At 68.3% G+C, this 17,689-nt stretch carries 19 protein-coding genes; 13 read left to right on the top strand and 6 right to left on the bottom strand.

The features are described from left to right. Positions 1 to 40 precede the first annotated feature (40 nt). The 5 genes from ACLFA2_RS09305 to ACLFA2_RS09325 all read left to right on the top strand — a co-directional run bounded on the left by ACLFA2_RS09305 (position 41) and on the right by ACLFA2_RS09325 (position 3,172). The gene (locus ACLFA2_RS09305; RefSeq protein WP_426622447.1) at positions 41 to 868 is read left to right on the top strand and encodes an ABC transporter ATP-binding protein; all 828 of its coding nucleotides are present in this window, start codon (positions 41 to 43) and stop codon (positions 866 to 868) included. Then, complete coding sequence (locus tag ACLFA2_RS09310) at positions 865 to 1,698, top strand: ABC transporter permease (protein ID WP_021201486.1); 834 nt, start codon at positions 865 to 867, stop codon at positions 1,696 to 1,698. The genes ACLFA2_RS09305 and ACLFA2_RS09310 overlap by 4 nt, the downstream gene beginning before the upstream one ends. Further along, positions 1,695 to 2,528 (top strand): ABC transporter permease, encoded by an 834-nt coding sequence (locus tag ACLFA2_RS09315; RefSeq protein WP_029260748.1) that lies wholly within the window; start codon positions 1,695 to 1,697, stop codon positions 2,526 to 2,528. Before ACLFA2_RS09310 ends, ACLFA2_RS09315 begins: the two co-directional genes overlap by 4 nt. A gap of 135 nt (positions 2,529 to 2,663) precedes the next feature. Next, positions 2,664 to 2,915, top strand: coding sequence for a type II toxin-antitoxin system Phd/YefM family antitoxin (locus tag ACLFA2_RS09320; RefSeq protein ID WP_021201488.1), 252 nt, complete (start codon positions 2,664 to 2,666; stop codon positions 2,913 to 2,915). Positions 2,916 to 2,923: 8 nt separating this feature from the next. Further along, positions 2,924 to 3,172, top strand: coding sequence for a Txe/YoeB family addiction module toxin (locus ACLFA2_RS09325; protein ID WP_021201489.1), 249 nt, complete (start codon positions 2,924 to 2,926; stop codon positions 3,170 to 3,172). A gap of 162 nt (positions 3,173 to 3,334) precedes the next feature. Here the strand turns inward: ACLFA2_RS09325 and ACLFA2_RS09330 are convergent, their stop codons facing one another. After that, the gene (locus tag ACLFA2_RS09330; RefSeq protein ID WP_021201490.1) at positions 3,335 to 4,411 is read right to left on the bottom strand and encodes an ABC transporter substrate-binding protein; all 1,077 of its coding nucleotides are present in this window, start codon (positions 4,409 to 4,411) and stop codon (positions 3,335 to 3,337) included. Positions 4,412 to 4,604: 193 nt separating this feature from the next. Between ACLFA2_RS09330 and ACLFA2_RS09335 the strand changes: the two genes are divergently transcribed. Genes ACLFA2_RS09335 through ACLFA2_RS09355 form a run of 5 tightly spaced genes read left to right on the top strand, consistent with a single transcriptional unit; the run spans position 4,605 to position 8,907 of the window. Next, a complete protein-coding gene (locus ACLFA2_RS09335; protein WP_136025496.1) occupies positions 4,605 to 5,609 on the top strand; it encodes an alcohol dehydrogenase catalytic domain-containing protein in 1,005 nt (334 codons plus the stop codon). Positions 5,610 to 5,639: 30 nt separating this feature from the next. Then, positions 5,640 to 6,836 carry a CaiB/BaiF CoA-transferase family protein gene (locus ACLFA2_RS09340; protein WP_347124061.1) on the top strand — a complete coding sequence of 399 codons (1,197 nt, stop codon included), beginning with the start codon at positions 5,640 to 5,642 and terminating at the stop codon, positions 6,834 to 6,836. Then, positions 6,836 to 7,699: an amidohydrolase family protein gene (locus ACLFA2_RS09345; protein WP_347124059.1), complete on the top strand. Its 864-nt coding sequence runs from the start codon at positions 6,836 to 6,838 to the stop codon at positions 7,697 to 7,699. The genes ACLFA2_RS09340 and ACLFA2_RS09345 overlap by 1 nt, the downstream gene beginning before the upstream one ends. A gap of 21 nt (positions 7,700 to 7,720) precedes the next feature. Next, entirely contained in the window at positions 7,721 to 8,563 is an 843-nt protein-coding gene (locus ACLFA2_RS09350) for a hypothetical protein (RefSeq protein ID WP_347124057.1), read from the top strand. Beyond that, positions 8,560 to 8,907, top strand: coding sequence for a hypothetical protein (locus ACLFA2_RS09355; RefSeq protein ID WP_021199426.1), 348 nt, complete (start codon positions 8,560 to 8,562; stop codon positions 8,905 to 8,907). Before ACLFA2_RS09350 ends, ACLFA2_RS09355 begins: the two co-directional genes overlap by 4 nt. A gap of 199 nt (positions 8,908 to 9,106) precedes the next feature. On the opposite strand, the gene ACLFA2_RS09360 is transcribed toward ACLFA2_RS09355, so the two are convergent. After that, on the bottom strand, positions 9,107 to 10,654 hold the full coding sequence (locus ACLFA2_RS09360; RefSeq protein WP_426622448.1) for a hypothetical protein: 1,548 nt from the start codon (positions 10,652 to 10,654) through the stop codon (positions 9,107 to 9,109). Between the two features lie 101 nt (positions 10,655 to 10,755). Then, on the bottom strand, positions 10,756 to 11,745 hold the full coding sequence (locus ACLFA2_RS09365) for a hypothetical protein (RefSeq protein ID WP_426622449.1): 990 nt from the start codon (positions 11,743 to 11,745) through the stop codon (positions 10,756 to 10,758). A 531-nt stretch (positions 11,746 to 12,276) separates the two neighbouring features. Between ACLFA2_RS09365 and dnaB the strand changes: the two genes are divergently transcribed. Together dnaB and ACLFA2_RS09375 are read left to right on the top strand one after the other, a co-directional pair. Then, entirely contained in the window at positions 12,277 to 13,650 is a 1,374-nt protein-coding gene (dnaB, locus tag ACLFA2_RS09370) for a replicative DNA helicase (protein ID WP_017829839.1), read from the top strand. Positions 13,651 to 14,142: 492 nt separating this feature from the next. Then, positions 14,143 to 14,586, top strand: coding sequence for a VanZ family protein (locus ACLFA2_RS09375; RefSeq protein ID WP_021199430.1), 444 nt, complete (start codon positions 14,143 to 14,145; stop codon positions 14,584 to 14,586). 21 nt (positions 14,587 to 14,607) lie between these two features. Here ACLFA2_RS09375 and ACLFA2_RS09380 read toward each other — a convergent pair whose 3' ends face one another. Genes ACLFA2_RS09380 through ACLFA2_RS09390 form a run of 3 tightly spaced genes read right to left on the bottom strand, consistent with a single transcriptional unit; the run spans position 14,608 to position 16,971 of the window. After that, the gene (locus tag ACLFA2_RS09380; RefSeq protein ID WP_021199431.1) at positions 14,608 to 15,198 is read right to left on the bottom strand and encodes a DUF2165 domain-containing protein; all 591 of its coding nucleotides are present in this window, start codon (positions 15,196 to 15,198) and stop codon (positions 14,608 to 14,610) included. A 43-nt stretch (positions 15,199 to 15,241) separates the two neighbouring features. Beyond that, a complete protein-coding gene (locus tag ACLFA2_RS09385) occupies positions 15,242 to 16,438 on the bottom strand; it encodes an MFS transporter (protein WP_021199432.1) in 1,197 nt (398 codons plus the stop codon). Next, the gene (locus ACLFA2_RS09390; RefSeq protein ID WP_021199433.1) at positions 16,435 to 16,971 is read right to left on the bottom strand and encodes a Chromate resistance protein ChrB; all 537 of its coding nucleotides are present in this window, start codon (positions 16,969 to 16,971) and stop codon (positions 16,435 to 16,437) included. The genes ACLFA2_RS09385 and ACLFA2_RS09390 overlap by 4 nt, the downstream gene beginning before the upstream one ends. A gap of 93 nt (positions 16,972 to 17,064) precedes the next feature. Here ACLFA2_RS09390 and ACLFA2_RS09395 point away from each other — a divergent pair, with 93 nt between their 5' ends. Next, positions 17,065 to 17,679, top strand: coding sequence for a class I SAM-dependent methyltransferase (locus ACLFA2_RS09395; protein WP_167255071.1), 615 nt, complete (start codon positions 17,065 to 17,067; stop codon positions 17,677 to 17,679). Positions 17,680 to 17,689 lie beyond the last annotated feature (10 nt).

Consider the following 17,689-nt stretch of genomic DNA (forward strand, 5'->3'; position numbering starts at 1 on the left):
GTCGCGCACCGACGCGCGGCGATGAGACGAGAGGTCGACGATGACTGACGTGAACGACACCGCACGGGACTCGGCGGATCCGCTGATCTCGGTCACCGGGCTCTCGGTGAGCTATGACGTCGCGCGGACGGGAAAGAAGCTGATCGCCATCGAAGACGTCGACCTCGACGTGTTCGAAGGTGAGTTCATCACGGTGCTCGGCCCGTCGGGGTGCGGAAAGACGACGTTCATGAACGTCATCGCCGGCCTCGTCGCGCCGAGCACCGGGGCCGTCCTCGTCGATGGGAAGCAGGTCGACGGCCCTGGTCCCGGCCGGGCCGTTGTCTTCCAGGACTACGCCCTGCTGCCCTGGCGCACCGTGTTCGACAACGTGAAGTTCGGACTCGAGATGCAGAAGGGCCTGCGCACCGCCGACTGGCGGGCGAAGGTGCAGGAGGCCATCGAGATGGTGGGGCTTGCGGGATTCGAGTCGTCGTACCCCCGTGAGCTCTCCGGCGGCATGCAGCAGCGCGTCGGGCTCGCCCGCGCGTTCGTCGCGGAACCGCGCATCCTGTTGATGGACGAGCCGCTCGGTGCCGTCGACGCCCTCACCCGCGAGGTGATGCGCGACGAGATCGAGAAGCTCATCGAGGCGACGGGCAAGACCGTCCTCTTCATCACGCACTCGATCGAGGAGGCCATCCTCCTCGGTGACCGCATCGTCGTCTTCAAGAGCCACCCCGGTGCGATCAAGGAGATCATCACGACCGGCATCCCGCGCCCGCGCTCGGAACGGTCGGTGCAGCACGATCCGCGCTTCCTCGAACTCCGCGACCACCTCTGGGAGGCGCTGGAGGGTGAGGCCACGGCAGCGGCGGTGTCGAAATGACCGCGCTGCTCGCCACCGGGCCGAACCTCGGCAGGGGTGGCCTCGCCGCCTGGCTCGCGGGGCTGAGCGCCCGGGGCAAGGCGGCGGTCATCGCGGTCGAGGTCGTCATGCTCCTCGTGCTCTGGCAGCTGGTCGTCGGGGTGTTCGGCTGGATCAGTCCGGTCTTCCTGCCGCCGCCTCTGGCCATCGCGCAGGGGTTCGGCGAGATCGTGGCGAACGGATCGCTCGCCGCCAACGCCGGCATCTCGGTGCAGGCGTGGCTGACCGGTTTCGCGCTCGCGGTGGTCGTCGGCATCCCGGTCGGGCTCCTGATGGGAACATCGCTTCCCGTCGACCGCGTGATCGGTCCGATCGCGTGGACGATCTACGCCACGCCGTCGATCGCCTATCAGCCGCTCGCGAAGGCGTGGTTCGGATTCGGCATCGGTCCGGTGATCTTCCTCGTGACGATCAGCGCGATCTTCCCGATCCTGCTCAACGTCGCCGCGGGCATGCGCACCACGAACCCGTCGATCATCCGCGCCGCCCGCGTGTACGGGGCGGGGCGGATGCGGCTGTATCGCTCGGTGTACCTGCCGTCGACGATCCCGTTCCTGTTCGCGGGGCTGCGGCAAGCGGTCGTCCTCGCCACGATCGGCATGGTCGTGGCCGAGCTCGCGGGCTCGTCGAGCGGCATGGGCGCGCTCATCATCCGCGCCTCGAACACGTATCAGACCGACCAGGCGTTCGCCGCGATCGCCGTCGTCGTGCTGTGGAGCGTGGGCATGACCCAGGTGGTCACGGCCATCGAACGCGGGGTCGCGCCGTGGACGAGGAAGGGCACGCGATGAGCGTCGTCTCGGCAACCGGAACCGTCCGCATCGTGCGGCCGCGGCGTGTGGTGCGCTCCGGCGAGGGAAAGTGGACCCTGCTCCTGATCGGGGTGATCGCCGCAGTGCTGCTCCTGTGGGAGGCAGCCGTCAGCTGGTTCCACTGGATACCGGCGGCCTTCCTGCCCGCACCGACCGCGGTGGCCGTGGCGTTCGGCCAGCTCATGGTCGACCCCGAGTTCTGGAGCGCCTTCGCGTTCAGCGTCACCAACCTGCTGATCGGCCTCGCGATCGCGATCGTCGTCGGTGTGGTCGTGGGGCTCGCGGTCGGCTGGTCGCCGGTGCTGCGCTTCATGGTCGCCCCGTTCCTGTGGGTGCTGTACTCCACGCCCAAGGTCGCGCTCGCCCCGCTGTTCATCCTCGGCCTGGGCCTCGGCAGCGAGTCGAAGATCGCCCTCGTGATCCTGCTGGCGGTGTTCCCGATTCTGCTGAACACGATGGAGGGCGCGGTCACCGTGAACCCTTCGCTCGTCAACGCGGCCAGGGTGTACGGCGCGAAGGGGATCGGCCTCGGCTGGAAGGTGATCTTCCCCGCCACGCTGCCCTACAGCCTCTCCGGCATCCAGCGCGGTGCGGCCCTCGGCTTCACGGGCGAGGTGCTCGGCGAGTTCCTCGGCGGCACCGGCGGCCTCGGTCACCTGCTCGAGTTCGCGGCGTACCAGTTCCGGATGGACGAGGCCATCGCGATGGTCGTGGTGATGGTCATCATCGCCAACCTCACGCTGCTGCTCATCTCGATCCTCCGGCGCCGGCTGGCGCCCTGGTACGACGAGCGCAAGATCGTCGGCTGACCGGCACCGACGCAGACTCCCGACGCCCCTCGACTCCCGACCCCCGTCTCATGCGCGACGGGGGTCGGGTCCGTTCGGCGGGCATTCACTCGCGATCGAGTGGTACGCTTTGCTGTACCACTAGGGAGGTGGAGGATGTCCGCGATCTCGGCTACCGAGGCCCGCAAGAGCCTGTTCGGCCTTATCCAGCAGGTGAACGATGACCATGCGCCCGTCGAGGTCGTCTCCCGGCGTGGGAACGCCGTCATCATGTCGAAGGACGACTACGACGCCCTCACGGAGACGGCGTACCTGCTGCGAAACCCTGTGGGTGCAGAGCGACTTCTCTCGGCGATCGAGCGTGCGCGCCGCGGTGAGGCCGAGCAGCACGACCTGATCGACGAGTGACTCGGAGATTGGCCTTCGACCCCCATGGGTGGGAGGACTACACGTACTGGCAGGGCCAGGATCGCAAGACGCTGAGGCGGATCAACCAGCTCATCGCCGACGTTCTCCGTGATCCCTTCGAGGGCATCGGGAAACCGGAGCCGCTGAAGCACGTGCTCTCCGGGGCGTGGTCCCGCCGCATCGACCAGGCCAATCGCCTCGTCTACTACGTGAGCGACGAGCAGATCGTCATTCTCCAGGCTCGCGACCACTACTAGGACGCGGACCGAAGGGCCGTCTAGTCGACTGCCGGCTGGGTGTGAAGTGGCATCGCTCTGTATCCCGCGGGAGTTGCGGGGCCTAAGCGAACACGCCAGCCGCCATACAAAGAGGCCCCACCGCCATGCGCAACGGTGGGGCCTTTCGTGCGAGTCAGCGACTCACGGGTAGGTCAGCGTGGCCGGTCCCTCGTTGTCGAGGCCCAGGAGCTCCTGCGCCTTGCGGAGGTAGACGAGCTGCTCGTCGTCGAACTCCAGCGGTTCGAGCTTCTGCGTCTCGATGGTGGTGTCCCACGCCTCGCCGTCGAAGTACAGGTTCGGGCAGGCGAGGTGTCCGTCGAGGATCCAGACGCTGTCCGAATCACGCAGTTCCGCGACGTCGAAGTCGTTGGCCTCGTAGATGTCCAGCGCCTCCTCCGCGTTCTCGGGGAACTCGCCGGGCGCGGGCGCCGTCATGAAGTCGGTGCCCTTCAGCGTGGCCCGCAGGAACCGGACGAGGGTATTCGGATTCTCCTGCGCCCACTTCGTGCCGGCGATCTGCACGTCGTTCGCCCAGTTGCGCAGCGACTCGACCACGATGTTCGCGCCGTGAGCTTCGAGTGCTGCCCTGTCGTCGGCGTAGAACGGCTGCAGGCTGATCTTGTCGTTGACGAAGAACTCCGTCCACGACTCCGATCCGGGGCCCGGGTAGACGACCTCAGTGTCGACGGATGCGACGTCCCAGCCCTCCTCCTTCAACACCTGGGCGCGCTGGAACTCGGCCGGGTCGCCGGGAGTGCCGGCCAGCACGATCGACGTGCCGTCGAGGTCGTCGACGCTCTTCACGTCGGACTGCACCGCGAAGTCGAAGTTCTGCCGGCAGTAGTGGCCGGAGACCAGATCGATCTCGACACCGCCGCGGATGGCGTCGATCACGGTGCCGGTCGACTCGACGCCGATGTCGGCACTGCCGCTGGCGACGGCGGCCGTGACGTTGTCGGCGGTGATGACCTCGACGGTGAGGCCCTCGTCTTCGTAGTAGCCGAGGTCGGACGCCAGGACGAACATCGAGTACATCGTGATGTCGGGGAAGGGGATGGCCACCGTGATGCTGGTGTCCTCCGCGGCTCCGGGTTCGCCGTCGCCGAGGTCGACGGGTCCTTCCGGTGTCGGCGTCGGCGAGGCGCAGGCGGCGAGCAGCGTCAGTGCTGCTGCGCCCCCGACCGCGGCGATGCCGAGTCTGTTTCGTGTCGTGCGCATGACTCTCCATTCGGGCAAGTGCGTGCGACTCCTCCGTGGAGTGGGGCGCCTCACGCGGATTTTGGGATACGGTATCCAATTTGGAATCGGGTGTCCATGGTTTGCGGGATATCGTGCTCGAACAGGGTCTAGACGACCGTGATGAAAATTGGATACAGTATCCCAAACAGATTCCCGCGATGAAGAGGTGAAGATGCGTGCCGCCGTGCTGAGCCGTCATGACCTGGACGGGCTGACCGTCGCGGTCGCGGATGTCCCGGCACCCGGCGACGGCGAAGTGCTCGTGCGCGTGGAGACGGTCGGGGTGAATCAGCTCGACCTCAACGTCATCGCCGGTGTCGGCCCAGGAGCACGGGCGCAGCTGCCTCGCATCCTCGGGATCGACCCGGCCGGCGAGATCATCGCCATCGGAGCGGGTGTCGACCAGAAGCGGATCGGCCAGACCGTGGTGGTCAAACCCAACATCGCCTGCGGGCAGTGCGCCCATTGCCAGGCCGGAGACGAAGCCGATTGCCCGAACCAGACCGTCGTCGGCGTGCACCGCGACGGGGGCGCCGCCGAGTACGTCGTCGTCCCCTCCCGCAACGCGATCGACCGCCACGGCCTCGACGCGGCACAGGCGACCGCCGTGGTGCACAGTGCCTCCATCGTGATCAACGCCGTGCGCACGGTCGCGCTCGCCGCGGGCGACAGGGTGCTCGTCACCGGCGCGGGCGGCACCCTCGGCCGTGCGGCGGTGGCCATCGCGCTCGCTCGCGGGGCCCAGGTCGTCGCCGCGTCGCGCCGTACTCTCGCACCGCTCGGAGACGAGCAGCTCATCCAGGCTTCGGGAGCTCCCGCGCTGGCGGCGGCCCTCGACGGGGGAGAGGGGTTCGACGTCGTGCTCGATGTCTCCGGCCACGCTCCGACCCTGAGCGCCGGGATCTCGGCGTTGCGGTGGGGAGGTCGGGCCGTGTTCTGCGCGGCATCCGTCGACAGCGACCTGCGCATCGACGCCCGCGACTTCTACCTGCGTCGCAAGCGGCTGTCGGGTGTGGCCAGCGCACGCTACGACGATGTGGCCGAGGCTCTCGCGCTCGCCGCCGCCGGGGCCCTGCCCTCGCTCGTCGGCCGCCGCTACGCGCTGGACGACATCGCCACGGCGTATCGCGATTTCCCCCGCAAGGGCGACGGGAAGGTCGTCGTCGATGTGCGCTGACCGCCCTCGGTATCGAAGAGGAGACCAGAAGTGACGAATTCCGCATCACCCGGCGCGGGTGCGCTGGCCGGGATCCGCGTGGTCGAGCTGGGCCAGTACATCTCGGGTCCGTTCGCGGCCAAGCTGCTCGCCGACCTCGGCGCCGACGTCGTCAAGGTCGAGTCGCCCGAGGGGGACCCGATGCGCCGATGGGAGGGGCGGGCGACCATGAGTCCCCAGTTCGCCGCCTACAACCGGGGCAAGCGCGGGGTCGTGCTCGACCTCAAGAGCGCCGAGGGGCTCGCTGCGCTGTTCGGCCTGGTCGACGATGCCGACATCGTGCTGGACAACTTCCGCCCCGGTGTCGCCGAGCGGCTCGGGTTCGGCCCCGATGCGCTGCACGAACGCAACCCGCGGGTGATCACGTGCTCGATCACCGGTTTCGGCCCCACCGGGCCGGCCGCGAAGCGCCCTGCCTACGACACCGTGATCTCGGCGACCGGGGGAATGTACAGCCAGGTGGTCCCGGCCTCCACGATCCGTCCGCTGGGGCCTGCGTTCTCCGATCTGCTGTCGGGGATGTCGGCCGTACAGGCCGTGCTCGCCGCCCTGCATGCCCGTGACGTCAGCGGGGTGGGCGAGCATGTCGAGGTCACGATGGTGGGTGCCCTGCTCGACTTCCTCACCGAGTCCGCTTCGGCGTTCCTCGAGACCGGACAGGTCTCATCGCCCGACTCGCGTCCGCGCCGCGCGCAGGCCTACGCCTGCCGGGGGTCCGACGACAAGGCCTTTGTGATCCATATGTCGGTGCCGGAGAAGTTCTGGACCGGACTGCTCGACGTGCTCGAGCGGCCCGATCTCGCCGACGACCCGCGCTTCTCGACCCGGGAAGCGCGCGTGCGCAACTATGACGAGCTCGACGTGGTGGTCAAGGAGATCGCCGCCACCCGACCCCGGCAGTACTGGCTCGACCGGCTCGCCGCGCACGACATCCCGCACGGTCCGCTGAACACGATGGGCGACCTGTTCGACGATCCGCAGATCGCGAGCATGGGTCTGGTCGAGGAGATCGAGGGGCCTGATGGCGCGCTGCGCGTCCCGGTGCCCAGCATCCGGTTCCAGCGGTCCGGTCGACCCGAGCTGCGATACGCGCCGGCGCTCGGCGCCGACACCGAGGAGATCACGGGACTGCGGACCGGCTCCGACCCCGAATCCGAACCCGCACGAGCGAAGGAAGGGGCAGCCTGATGCCCGGTATCGACGACCTCGTCGCGATCGACGTCCACACCCACCCGCAGACCGAGGAGTTCATCGCGGCGATGGGCCAGCGGCACTCCCAGATGTCGGCGCACTTCGGGCGCGAGCGGCCGGTGGTGTCGTTCGCCGAGCAGGCCGATCAGTACCGCGACCGCAAGATGATGGCCGTGATCGTGAACTCCGACTCGGAGACCACGAGCGGAATCAAGGGTGCACCGAACGACCTCCTCGGCAAGGCGCAGCAGGACCACCCCGATGTGTTCCTCGCCTTCGCCGGCATCGACCCGTGGAAGGGCGAGGCCGCGGTCGCCGAGATCCGTCGGATGCACGCCGAGTACGGCATCAAGGGCGTCGGCGAGCTCAACCCGTCGCGGCAGAAGTTCCTCGCCAACGACCGTCGCTTCTTCCCGATCTGGGAGACCTGCGCTGAACTCGGGCTCGTGGTGATGTTCCACTCCGGGTTCCCCGGCGCCGGTGCGGGTACTCCCGGTGGCGGCGGATATCGGCTCGAGAACGCCCGCCCTGTGCCGTACATCGACGACGTGGCTGCAGAGTTCCCCGAGCTGAACATCATCAGCGCGCACCCGGCATGGCCGTGGCACCTCGAGAACCTGGCGATGGTGTGGCACAAGTCGAACGTGTACCTCGACCTGTCGGGGTGGGCGCCGAAGTACCTGCCGCCCGAGGTGGTCCGCTACGCCGACTCGCTGATCTCCGACCGGGTGCTCTTCGGGTCGGATTGGCCCGTGATGACCGCCGACCGCTGGATGGCCGAGTTCGACGAGCTCGGGCTCAAGGAGGAATCGCGTCGGAAGATCCTGCTCGACAACGCACGCACGCTGTTCCGACTGTGAGCGCGAAGGAAGGAGCCGATCGTGGCTGAACTGGTGATGGCCGCAGCGACCCCGCACAACCCGCTGCTGTGGCGGGCGATGCGCGAGCCGATGCCCGACGATCTCGTGACGGTCGAGGCGAACTTCCGTCGCATCCGTGAGGCGATCTCGGATGCCGGGGTCGACACTCTCATCGTGCTCGGCACCGACCACGTGCGGCAGTTCTTCTCCGACAACTCACCTGCCTTCATCGTCGGCAAAGCCGCCTCGTACCACGGCACCTACGAGAACGAGGTGCGCACCTTCGGCATGGAGTACGCCGAGCTGACCGGCGACCCGGAGCTCGCGACGCAGATCACCGGCCGCGAGGTGCTGCCCGAGACCATCGACTTCTCGGTCTCGCACGAGTGGCGGCTCGACCACAGCTTCGTGCTGCCGCTGCAGTACGTGCGTCCGGAGCTCGACCTGCCGATCGTGCCGATCCACGCGAACTCGATCCTGCCTCCGCTGCCGACCGCCGCCCGCTTCGCCGCTCTCGGACACCACCTGCGCACCGCGGTCGAGTCCTGGGACAGCGACGCCAGAGTGGGCCTGCTCACCTCGGGGCACATGGCAACCGACGTGGGTGGCCCGCGCACCTTCAACGGCTCGCCAGATCCGGAGTTCGACGCCGAGGCCGTCGGGTGGATGCGTGACGGCGACCTCGACGGGGCGATCGCCGGATGCCGGTTCGACCGCATCATGGCCGCCGGCAACGTCACGTATCAGTACGTGAACATCGTCGCCGCGCTCGCCGCCATGCAGGGGCGCCCGGCCGAACTCGCGGAGGCCACGACCTCGCGCTTCGCCTCCAGTCCGTTCTTCCTCTGGAGGGCCGCATCGTGAGCCGGTACATGATGAACAAGTTCATCCGCGCCGTCGAGATGAGCACCGCGAACGTGAACGCCTACGTCGCCGACACCGAGGGGTTCGTCGACGGGTGGCTCGCCGGGGGAGCGGGGCCCGACGCGGTCGCCGACGACCGGGTGCTGACGCCCGAGGAGCGCACCGCCTTCGTCAACCGCGACTACGGCGCGCTCTACGGTCTCGGCGCGCATCCGTATCTGCTGTGGCACTTCACCGAAGCCGTCTACGAGCACGAGTACACCGAGGGCTTCGGATGGCGCGAACTCGTCGAGCGATACCGAGCCGCGATCATCCCGTACGGCGAGGTCGACGACATCCCCTGACCTCCTGGAACGCCTGTGCGCAGGCGCGACGGATGCCCCGTGGGTGGGGTTTCCACGGGGCATCCGCCCATTCTGCGCCGGCGTCGAACGACGGTGTGAGCTGGGGGCTACGAATCCGTCGACGTGTGGGGTGGACGCAGCGGCGCACCGGCGGTGCGGGTCTCCTCCCCCGAGGACGGCCGCACCACCGGCGTCCTCACTACGCCGTCACGAGACGACGTCGCAGGAGTCCGGCGCTTCCGAGGAGGAGCAGGACGGCGGCGAGTGCGAGCAGTCCGACCGGCGACGGAGCGCCGGTCATCGCGAGCCCTGACGCCTGACCGGTCGTCGCCGCGCCCGAGGCGACGGCGGCTCCGGCCGTCGAGACCGGAGTCGTTCCGGGCGTCGTTCCCGGGTTGGTTCCGGGGTCGGTACCGGGATCCGTTCCGGGGTCGGTACCGGGATCGGTGCCGGGGTCGGTTCCCGTGCCGGGGTCGGTCACCGTCGCCTCGCCGATCACGGAGATGGCGTTTCCGCCCAGCGTGATCGGAAGGCTGATCGGCAGCGCCAGTTGGGTGCCGCCGAGGATGCCGTCGGTTCCGGTGGTGGTGTTGCCTCCGGTGGTGGGGGCGGTTCCTCCGGCGCTGCTGCCGGTGCCGGTGCGGGTGACGGTGGCGTCGTCGAGGACCGAGATCGCGTTGCCGGTCACGCCGATGGGGGCCGTGATGGGTGCCGTGATCTGGGTGCCGCCGAGGACGCTGTCGGTTCCGGTGGTGGTGTTGCCTCCGGTGGCGGGGGCTGCCGGTGCGGTGGTGTTTCCACCGGTGCCGGTGCCGGTGCGGGTGACGGTGGCGTCGTCGAGGACGGAGATCGCGTTCCCCGACACCGTGACCGGTGCCGTGACGGGCGCCGTCGCCTGCGTGCCGCCGAGCACCGCGTCGTTACCCGACGTTCCCGCCGACGTGGCGGGAGCGGGGGGAGCGGTCGAGCCGGCGGTGCCGGTTCCCGTGGAGCTCGTGTCACCGAGCAACGAGATCGCGTTCCCCGACACCGTCACCGGTGCCGTGATGGGCGCGATGACCTGTGTGCCGCTGCCGATGCCGTCGTCACCGGATGTGGTCGCACCCACGGGAGCGGAGGAGGCCGGTGCTGCGGCCCCCTGCCCGTTCGGAGTGGTGCTCTCGGTGTCGCCGACCAGCGACACGGCGTTGCCCGTGACGGTGACCGGTGCGTTGACGGCGAGCAGCGCCTGCGTGCCCGAGAGCACACCGTCCAGACCGTTCGTGGTCACGAGAGGCGCCTCGGCCTGGGGAGCCGGGCTCGGGGAAGTGGCAGCCGGGGCGCTGGTCGTCGATGTGTCGAGCACGCTCACCGCGTTGTTCGACACGGTGACGGGAAGGTTCACGGTCACCGCGGCCTGAGTGCCGGATGCCGTGCCCGAGTCACCGCTCGTCTGTGCGGGTGCGGGTGCGGGTGCGGGTGCGGGTGCGGGTGCGGGTGCCGGGGCAGGCGCGGGTGCGGGTGCGGGTGCCGGGACCGGCGCGGGCGCCGGAGCCGGGGCAGGCGCGGTGGACACGGCGTCGCTCAGCACCGAGATCGCGTTGTTCACGACCGAGATCGGTGCGGTGATCGCTGTCTCCACCTGTGTGCCGGAGAGCAGTCCGTCGTCTCCGGTCGTCTCAGCCGCGTTCGCGGCCGTCGCGCCGAGGAGCGTGATGCCCCCGGCGATGAGCGTGCCCCAGAGGGCCCGCTTGATGAAAGTACGCATGATCGTTCTCCTGACTGGATGGATCGTCTGATGGGTGCGCGCGATCACATGCGCGCGCAGCACGGCATCTGTCGTTCCCGGGGGAACGACGTGACGATCCGTCAGTCAGGAGAGACGTCGGTGTCGGCGACCGTCGACGAGGGAAGCTCGTCGTCGGAGGCGCCGGATGTCCGCTCGCCAGCACGGAGCGGAGAAGAGTTCGCGTCGCTGAGGCGCGCGGGGGATGCGCCGCTCCCTCCGCCGGAACCGGCGGAGGAGGACGCGGGGACTGTGGTGCCTGGCGGGCTCCCCGACGGGGGAGCAGTGGGCACAGAAGTGGCGTCGTCGGTGGTGGCGCCGATCGCGGTGGTGAGCGCGCCAGACGGCGGGGACACGGTCGACGGCACAGCTGTCGACGAGACCGCCGGCGTCGCTGCGGAGCTCTCCGTCGCGGGTGCGGCCGTCGGGGGGACCGGGGCCTCGGCGACGTTCGCGGGACCTTCGCCGGATCCAGGCGTCGTCGTCGACGGGTTGAGCGCTTCGAGCACGGGCGGAACCGTCTCGTTCGTGACGTTCCCGAGAAGAGCAGTGGTGTCATCGACGACGCCGACGACGTCACCCACCGCGGAGATCAGACCGAGGTCGGAGACGAGTCCGCCGACCACGGGGACGCGGGAGACCGCGTCGAGAATCGGATCGGTGATCTGAGAGACCGGTGCGTCGGTCAGGGCATCGGTGACAGGGGTGACGACCGCGGTCGCGGTCTCGGTCACGGTGTTCACGACGGGTGCGACCGCCGGACCGACGACGGGTGCGTTCACGATCGGCTCGGTCACGGTGGCGACCACGGCGGGGACGGCCTGCTGCACGGGCGCGACCACCTGTGTCACCACGGGGGCGACCACCTGCGTGACGACCGGGGTCACGGGGGCCGTGACGGCCGACACCGTGTCGCTGACGAGCGAGGTGAGTCCGTCGAGCGGGCCGTCCTGTTCGTCCGCGTGCGCGGATCCGCCCGCGAGGAGAACCGTGAGCGTCGCCCAGGCGAGCACGCCGATGCCACCCCAGAAGACGGCGGCAGGTATGCCGCGTCGGGTGGCCCGAACGTCCACGTCGACCTCCCCCTCCGAAGGCAACGTACGTCGACGCCGTTGCGTCGATTGGGGCTGACGATACTCGCGCACGGACGTCGTGTCTAGAGGGTTCTCCGCGCGTTTCCGGGGATGTCCGGGTGTGACGCGCCCGGAGAAATCTCGGCTTGACTTTCCCCAAGTTCTACACATCCCATCCCCGCGGAGGGCAACCTTCAATGCCCGATTTAAACTGATTTCCATCCACAGGCTGGGGAAACGATAAAGGCCAGTTCAAATGGAATAAAAAAGTTTCGTATCCCGCTCCTCCACGGGGTTATCCACACCCGTTGTGCACAGACACTCCGAGTTTGTTCGCACGCTCTCCACAGAGTTATCCACAGGCCGTCTTGCATGTGGAAACAGTCGCTCGTAGCGTGGGCGAGCGACCGAATGTCGGAGGCAGCTGTTTTGCTGTTCAGAGCGGTGTGAGGGCCGAAGGCCGCACGGGCCCCGCCGTCGAAGCGTCTCATCAGAACATCGCATCGGAAACGTCGCATCGAAGGGAAGACTGTGTCGATCGCTGACATCTCAGAAGAGCGCATGGGCGCGAAGCGCGCGCCGGAACGCACGCCTCCCCACGACCTTCTCGCCGAGCAGAGCGCGCTGGGCGGAATGCTCCTGTCGAAGGATGCGGTCGCCGATGTGATCGAGACGCTCAAGGGTGCCGACTTCTACATCCCGAAGCACGAGCTCATCTTCGAGGCCATCCTCTCGTTGTACTCCCATGGTGAGCCCACCGACGTCGTCGCCGTCACCGACGAGCTCATCAAGACAGGCGAGCTCGGCCGCGCCGGCGGTGCCGACTACCTGCACACGCTGACGTCGATCGTCCCCACGGCGGCCAACGCCGGCTACTACGCGGGCATCGTCTCCGAGCGTGCGATCCTGCGCCGGCTCGTCGATGCGGGCACGCGCATCGTGCAGCTCGGGTACGCCGGTGAGGGCGATGCGACCGACATCGTCAACAACGCGCAGGCCGAGATCTACTCGATCACCGGATCCGAGACCGCCGAAGACTACGTCCCGCTGCAGATCGCCGTCGACGCCGCGCTCGAGGAGATCGAGGCCGCCAGCGGCCGCGACGGATCGATGACCGGAGTGCCGACCGGCTTCAAAGAGCTCGACGAACTGACGAACGGCCTCCACGGCGGGCAGATGATCGTCGTCGCTGCTCGACCCGCCATGGGTAAGTCCACGCTCGCGCTCGACTTCGCGCGCGCCGCATCCATCGGCCACAACCTCCCCTCCGTCTTCTTCTCCCTCGAGATGGGCAAGAGCGAGATCGCCATGCGTCTGCTCAGCGCCGAGGGTGCGATCCCGCTGCAGAACATGCGAAAGGGAAACCTCGACCCGCGCGACTGGACCACCGTCGCCGCGACCCGAGGGCGCATCAACGACGCCCCGCTCTACATCGACGACAGCCCGAACATGACGCTCGTCGAGATCCGCGCGAAGTGCCGTCGACTCAAGCAGCGCGAAGGACTGCGCATGGTCATCATCGACTATCTGCAGCTGATGACCTCGGGCAAGCGCGTCGAGTCGCGTCAGCAGGAGGTCTCGGAGTTCTCCCGAAGCCTCAAGCTCATCGCCAAGGAGCTGCAGGTTCCGGTCATCGCCCTCTCGCAACTGAACCGTGGTCCCGAGCAGCGCACCGACAAGAAGCCCGCGATCAGCGACCTGCGAGAGTCGGGCTCGATCGAGCAGGACGCCGACATGGTCATCCTGCTGCACCGCGACTCGGTGTACGACAAGGACGTGCGTCCGGGCGAGGCCGACCTCATCGTCGCCAAGCACCGTAACGGACCTACCGCGACGATCACCGTCGCGTTCCAGGGGCACTACTCGCGCTTCATGGACATGGCTCCCGGCGGCGACTTCAACTGAGCGTCGGCTCCGTCGCTCACAGCGGGTGGGAGCGAGGGGAGTGAAGTCGAGGGGATCCGGTTCGCGGTTGCCTCGACGAAGCCAATCGATCGCTTCATAGAGGTCGTCACCTATGCGCGTCAGTGAGTTGAAGCGAGACGTGTGGAAGATCGGCAGTTCGCCGTCGTCGTCTCGGGCACCGGTGTCCCAGGCGAGGTAGTCGCCGTTCTCGCTCATCGCGAAGACGACGAGGCGCTCTGCGATGCTCCAGGAGCCGTCGGGTTCGATCTTCCAGTCGTATCCTTCGGCCCGCCCTTCCCGGAAGTCACGGTGCAGCGCCCCGGTCAGGTATCAGCCCCGACCCACCACGCCGTCGCCGAATCCGGAGGGGACCGGCGTGTAGATGAGCCAGAGCCCGACGGTCAGATTCCATCGCGGTTCGCTCTCCACCCCCGAATGCTACCGACCGAAACGCATACGCTCACGCAACATCGGATGCGGTGAGGTGGGCGTATGGCTCACTCCGCTCACTCTCGCCCGTCGTCCGGCCCGCGGTTCCTCGTCGCGGGCCTCGCGGCTCTGGCGGTCGTCGCCGTCACGCTGACGCCGCGCCGGTTCGCGAGCCCTGCTCGTGCGCTCTTCATGGACCTCGCCCATGTCTTCGCGGCGCCTCTGGTCGAGCCGATGACCTTCATCGAGGTGGAGAGCACCCTCAACGCACTGCTCTTCGTCCCTCTCGGAGCCGCGGTGGCGCTTGCGCTCAGCCGGCGGCTCTGGATGCTCGCGCCCGTGCTCGTCTTCTGTGCGTCGTTCGCGATCGAGAGTGTCCAGGCCGCGATCCCTGGGCGTGTCCCTGACGTGCAGGACATCGTGTGGAACACGATCGGCGGGATCATCGGCGCCGTCGCGGTGGGAATCGTGCGAGGGCTCTGGGCCCTGGGGCGACGGCGTTCGTGAGGACGCCGTGGGCCCACGCGCCTATCGGGCGGCGTCGCGCCGAGGCGGAGCGTCATCCCATCGGGGTGACGGGAGGTGCAGCAGCACCAGACCGATGCCGGCGATCACGGAGTTGCGGAAGGCGGGGTCGAGCCCGTTCCACGACGTGGAGCGCCACATCTGGAACCACTCGCCGCCGATGGAGATGAATCCGCCCACGAAGAGCAGGATGATCATCACGAGTCCGATCGACGACCACACGCGGGCGGCGTGGAAGCCGTGGCCGAGGAATCCGCGCACGAAGAACACGACCGCGACGATCAGGACGATCGCGCTCAGCGACTCCCAGATGATCACGCCGATGTACGCGATGTTCCACAGCACGGGATTGTCGATCGCCCGCCACATCACGTCAGGGTCGAGACCTTTTCCGGCATCCTGACCGAAGTTCGTGGTGTCCATCGCCAGCACATGCTGCACGAAGTCGAAGTTCGTGCCGTAGTCGGTGATGTTGCCGAGGGCGACGAGGAAGATGTAGAGCCCGTTCACGAGGACGAGCGCGGCTGCGGCGAAGGGCAGCGAGCCGAGCAGGTGCCAACGAGGTGAGCGCAGCGGTGCGTCGGTCGTAGTCATGACCAGACAGTATCGGTCGGCTGTCCTCGCGTCGAGGATGGCCTCAGTCACGCGGTCGACGGGGATCCCGGGTCGTTTCCGGGAAGCGTGGGAGCATCCGCGTCGACACTCCGGCCGCCGCGACGACGAGTGCGAGCGCGGCGAGTCCGATCGGCAGTGTCGCAGCGATCGCGATGCCGCCGACGAGCACGGGCCCGCCGGCATCCCCGAGTTCGCGCCCGAGCTCCGCCGTGCCCATCGTGCGGCCCATACGCTCGTGCGGTGTCGTGTCGGCGAGGTGTGCGAACGCGAATGGTGTGGCGAAGCCGATCCCGATTCCGAGAAGTCCCGCGGCGACGTAGAGCCCGGGCAGTGCGGGGACGAGTGCGGCCGTCATGGTGCCGGTGGTGATGGTCGCAAGGCCCAGCGCCATCCCCGCTCGATCGCTCATATGGGCGCTGTCGCGCAGTCTTCCCGCCCAGGGTTGAGTGAGCGTCGAACTCAGTGCCAGGACGGACGCGAGCGCGATGCTCGCGAGCAATGGCGCGTCCTGGCCGCTCGCCATGGCGGGGAGGAAGCCGATCGATGCGCCGAGTGCCCCTGTGGAGGCTGCCAGGGCCAGGGTAGGCACGAGGAACCCCCGCTCGGTCGTCTGGCGGACGAGGTCTGCGACGGTGTAACGCGGGCGCGGGAGGGGATCGAGGCGGGGGAGGGTGACCGCCACCCAGAACGCGGTCAGGATCGCGACGGCGCTCAGAATGGTGAAGAGGAGCGCGAAGCCACCCGTGAAGATCAGTGCGGCGCCGATGAGTGGACCCAGCGTGTAGCCGAGTCCCTTCCAGGAACCGTATCTGCCGAAGTATCGCCCCTTCGCGCCCGGGGCTGCGAGCCGCGCGACCGTTGCAGAAGAGGCCGGGGAGAATGCCGACGCCGCCGCGCCCTGCCCGAGCCGCGCGACGGCGAGGGCGATGGTGTTCGACGACCACAGCCCCACGAGCGACACGATCCCGAAGGCGAGGAGCCCGAAGACGATCACGGGTTTGGCGCCGATGCGGTCGGCCAGCGAACCGAAAACCGGCTTGAGGAACACCTCGGCGAGGTCGTAGACAGCCAGGAGCGCGCCCATCCGCAGGAGGTCGAGACCAATGTCCTGCCCCGTCGCCCCGATGCCGGCCGCGATGCTGTGGGCGCCGAAAGCAGTGACGAACCCCGCGGCGTAGAGCGGGGCGATCGTCCGCGCGGCGACCGCCGGCTCGCTCACGCGTGAACGGCCTGGTAGACGAGGTCGGTGAACCGCGCGAGCTCGGCGACGCATGTGGCGAGTTCACGGTCGGCCTCCTTGGATGAAGGGGATCCGAACACGTCGCGGCTGCGAATGGTGCGATGCCACCGCTGCAGGCGATCGAGGCTCTGCTCCTCCTCTTCGAGCTCGGCAAGAGTGAACTTCTTCTTGTCGATCTCGCGCGCGATCTCGGCCTCGTACTTCCTGCAGTCGGCGATGAACTCCGTCCAGTCATCGGCCCGCGCAGCATCGAAGAGTTCTCGAAGCGCGGCGGTGTCGCCCCCGTCTGCCTGGGTGCGGAGTACGAGGATGGCGCCGTCGCCGCGCTGAGCGAGGGCGCGGGCGCGCTCGACTCCCGCGACACACGCCGGAACCTCCGGGACCACCCAGGTTCCCTGCCCCGCAGGGACCGCTCCGAACTGGCGCAGCTCTCGCCAGACCGCGACACGGTGCCTCGAGGGAGTTGCGGGCACCTGTACCAGGAGCACGAGCCAACGATCGAGATTCGTCACAGTGAGAATGTAACAGTCGTTACATCCCTTCGGCGAAGAGTTGCCGGATACCGTGGAGGGAAGCGATCGCGAGCAGACAGGGAGGGGCGAGCCTTGGCGAATGACTCCGGGAGCGACGTGCGCATCCGAGACGGCTATGCCGCGCGTGCCACCGAGTACACGGAGCTGTTCGGGGACATCGGGCAGATGGATGACATCGACCGGGAGCGCATCGGACGCTGGGCGGATGGCATCGACGGGCGCATTCTCGATGTCGGCTGCGGACCCGGGCACTGGACCGCCTTCCTCGTCGATCGAGGCGCTGACGCCGAGGGCATCGACCTCGTGCCGGAATTCGTCGACGATGCCTCCGCACGGTTCCCGCAGGTGCCGTATCGGGTGGCGTCACTGACCGACGCCGACGTCCCGGCGGGCTCACTCGGTGGCGTGCTCGCCTGGTACTCGCTGATCCATGCGGCTCCGGATGAGTTGCCGTCCCTGCTCGCGGCCGCTCGGCGCGCGATCCGCGAGGGCGGTCACCTGCTGATCGGGTTCTTCGACGGGAAGGACGGCGAACCTTTCCCGCACGCGGTCACCACGGCGCACTACTGGTCGGTGGACGGGATGTCGGCGCTGCTCGAATGCGCGGGGTTCTCCGTGCTCGACAGCGATGCGCGGGTACAGGACGAACGGCGCCCGCACGCGTCGATCAGCGCCGTCGCGTTCTGATCGCAGCGTG

This window comes from Microbacterium sp. As-52 (assembly GCF_049949185.1).
Lineage (GTDB): Bacteria > Actinomycetota > Actinomycetes > Actinomycetales > Microbacteriaceae > Microbacterium > Microbacterium maritypicum_A.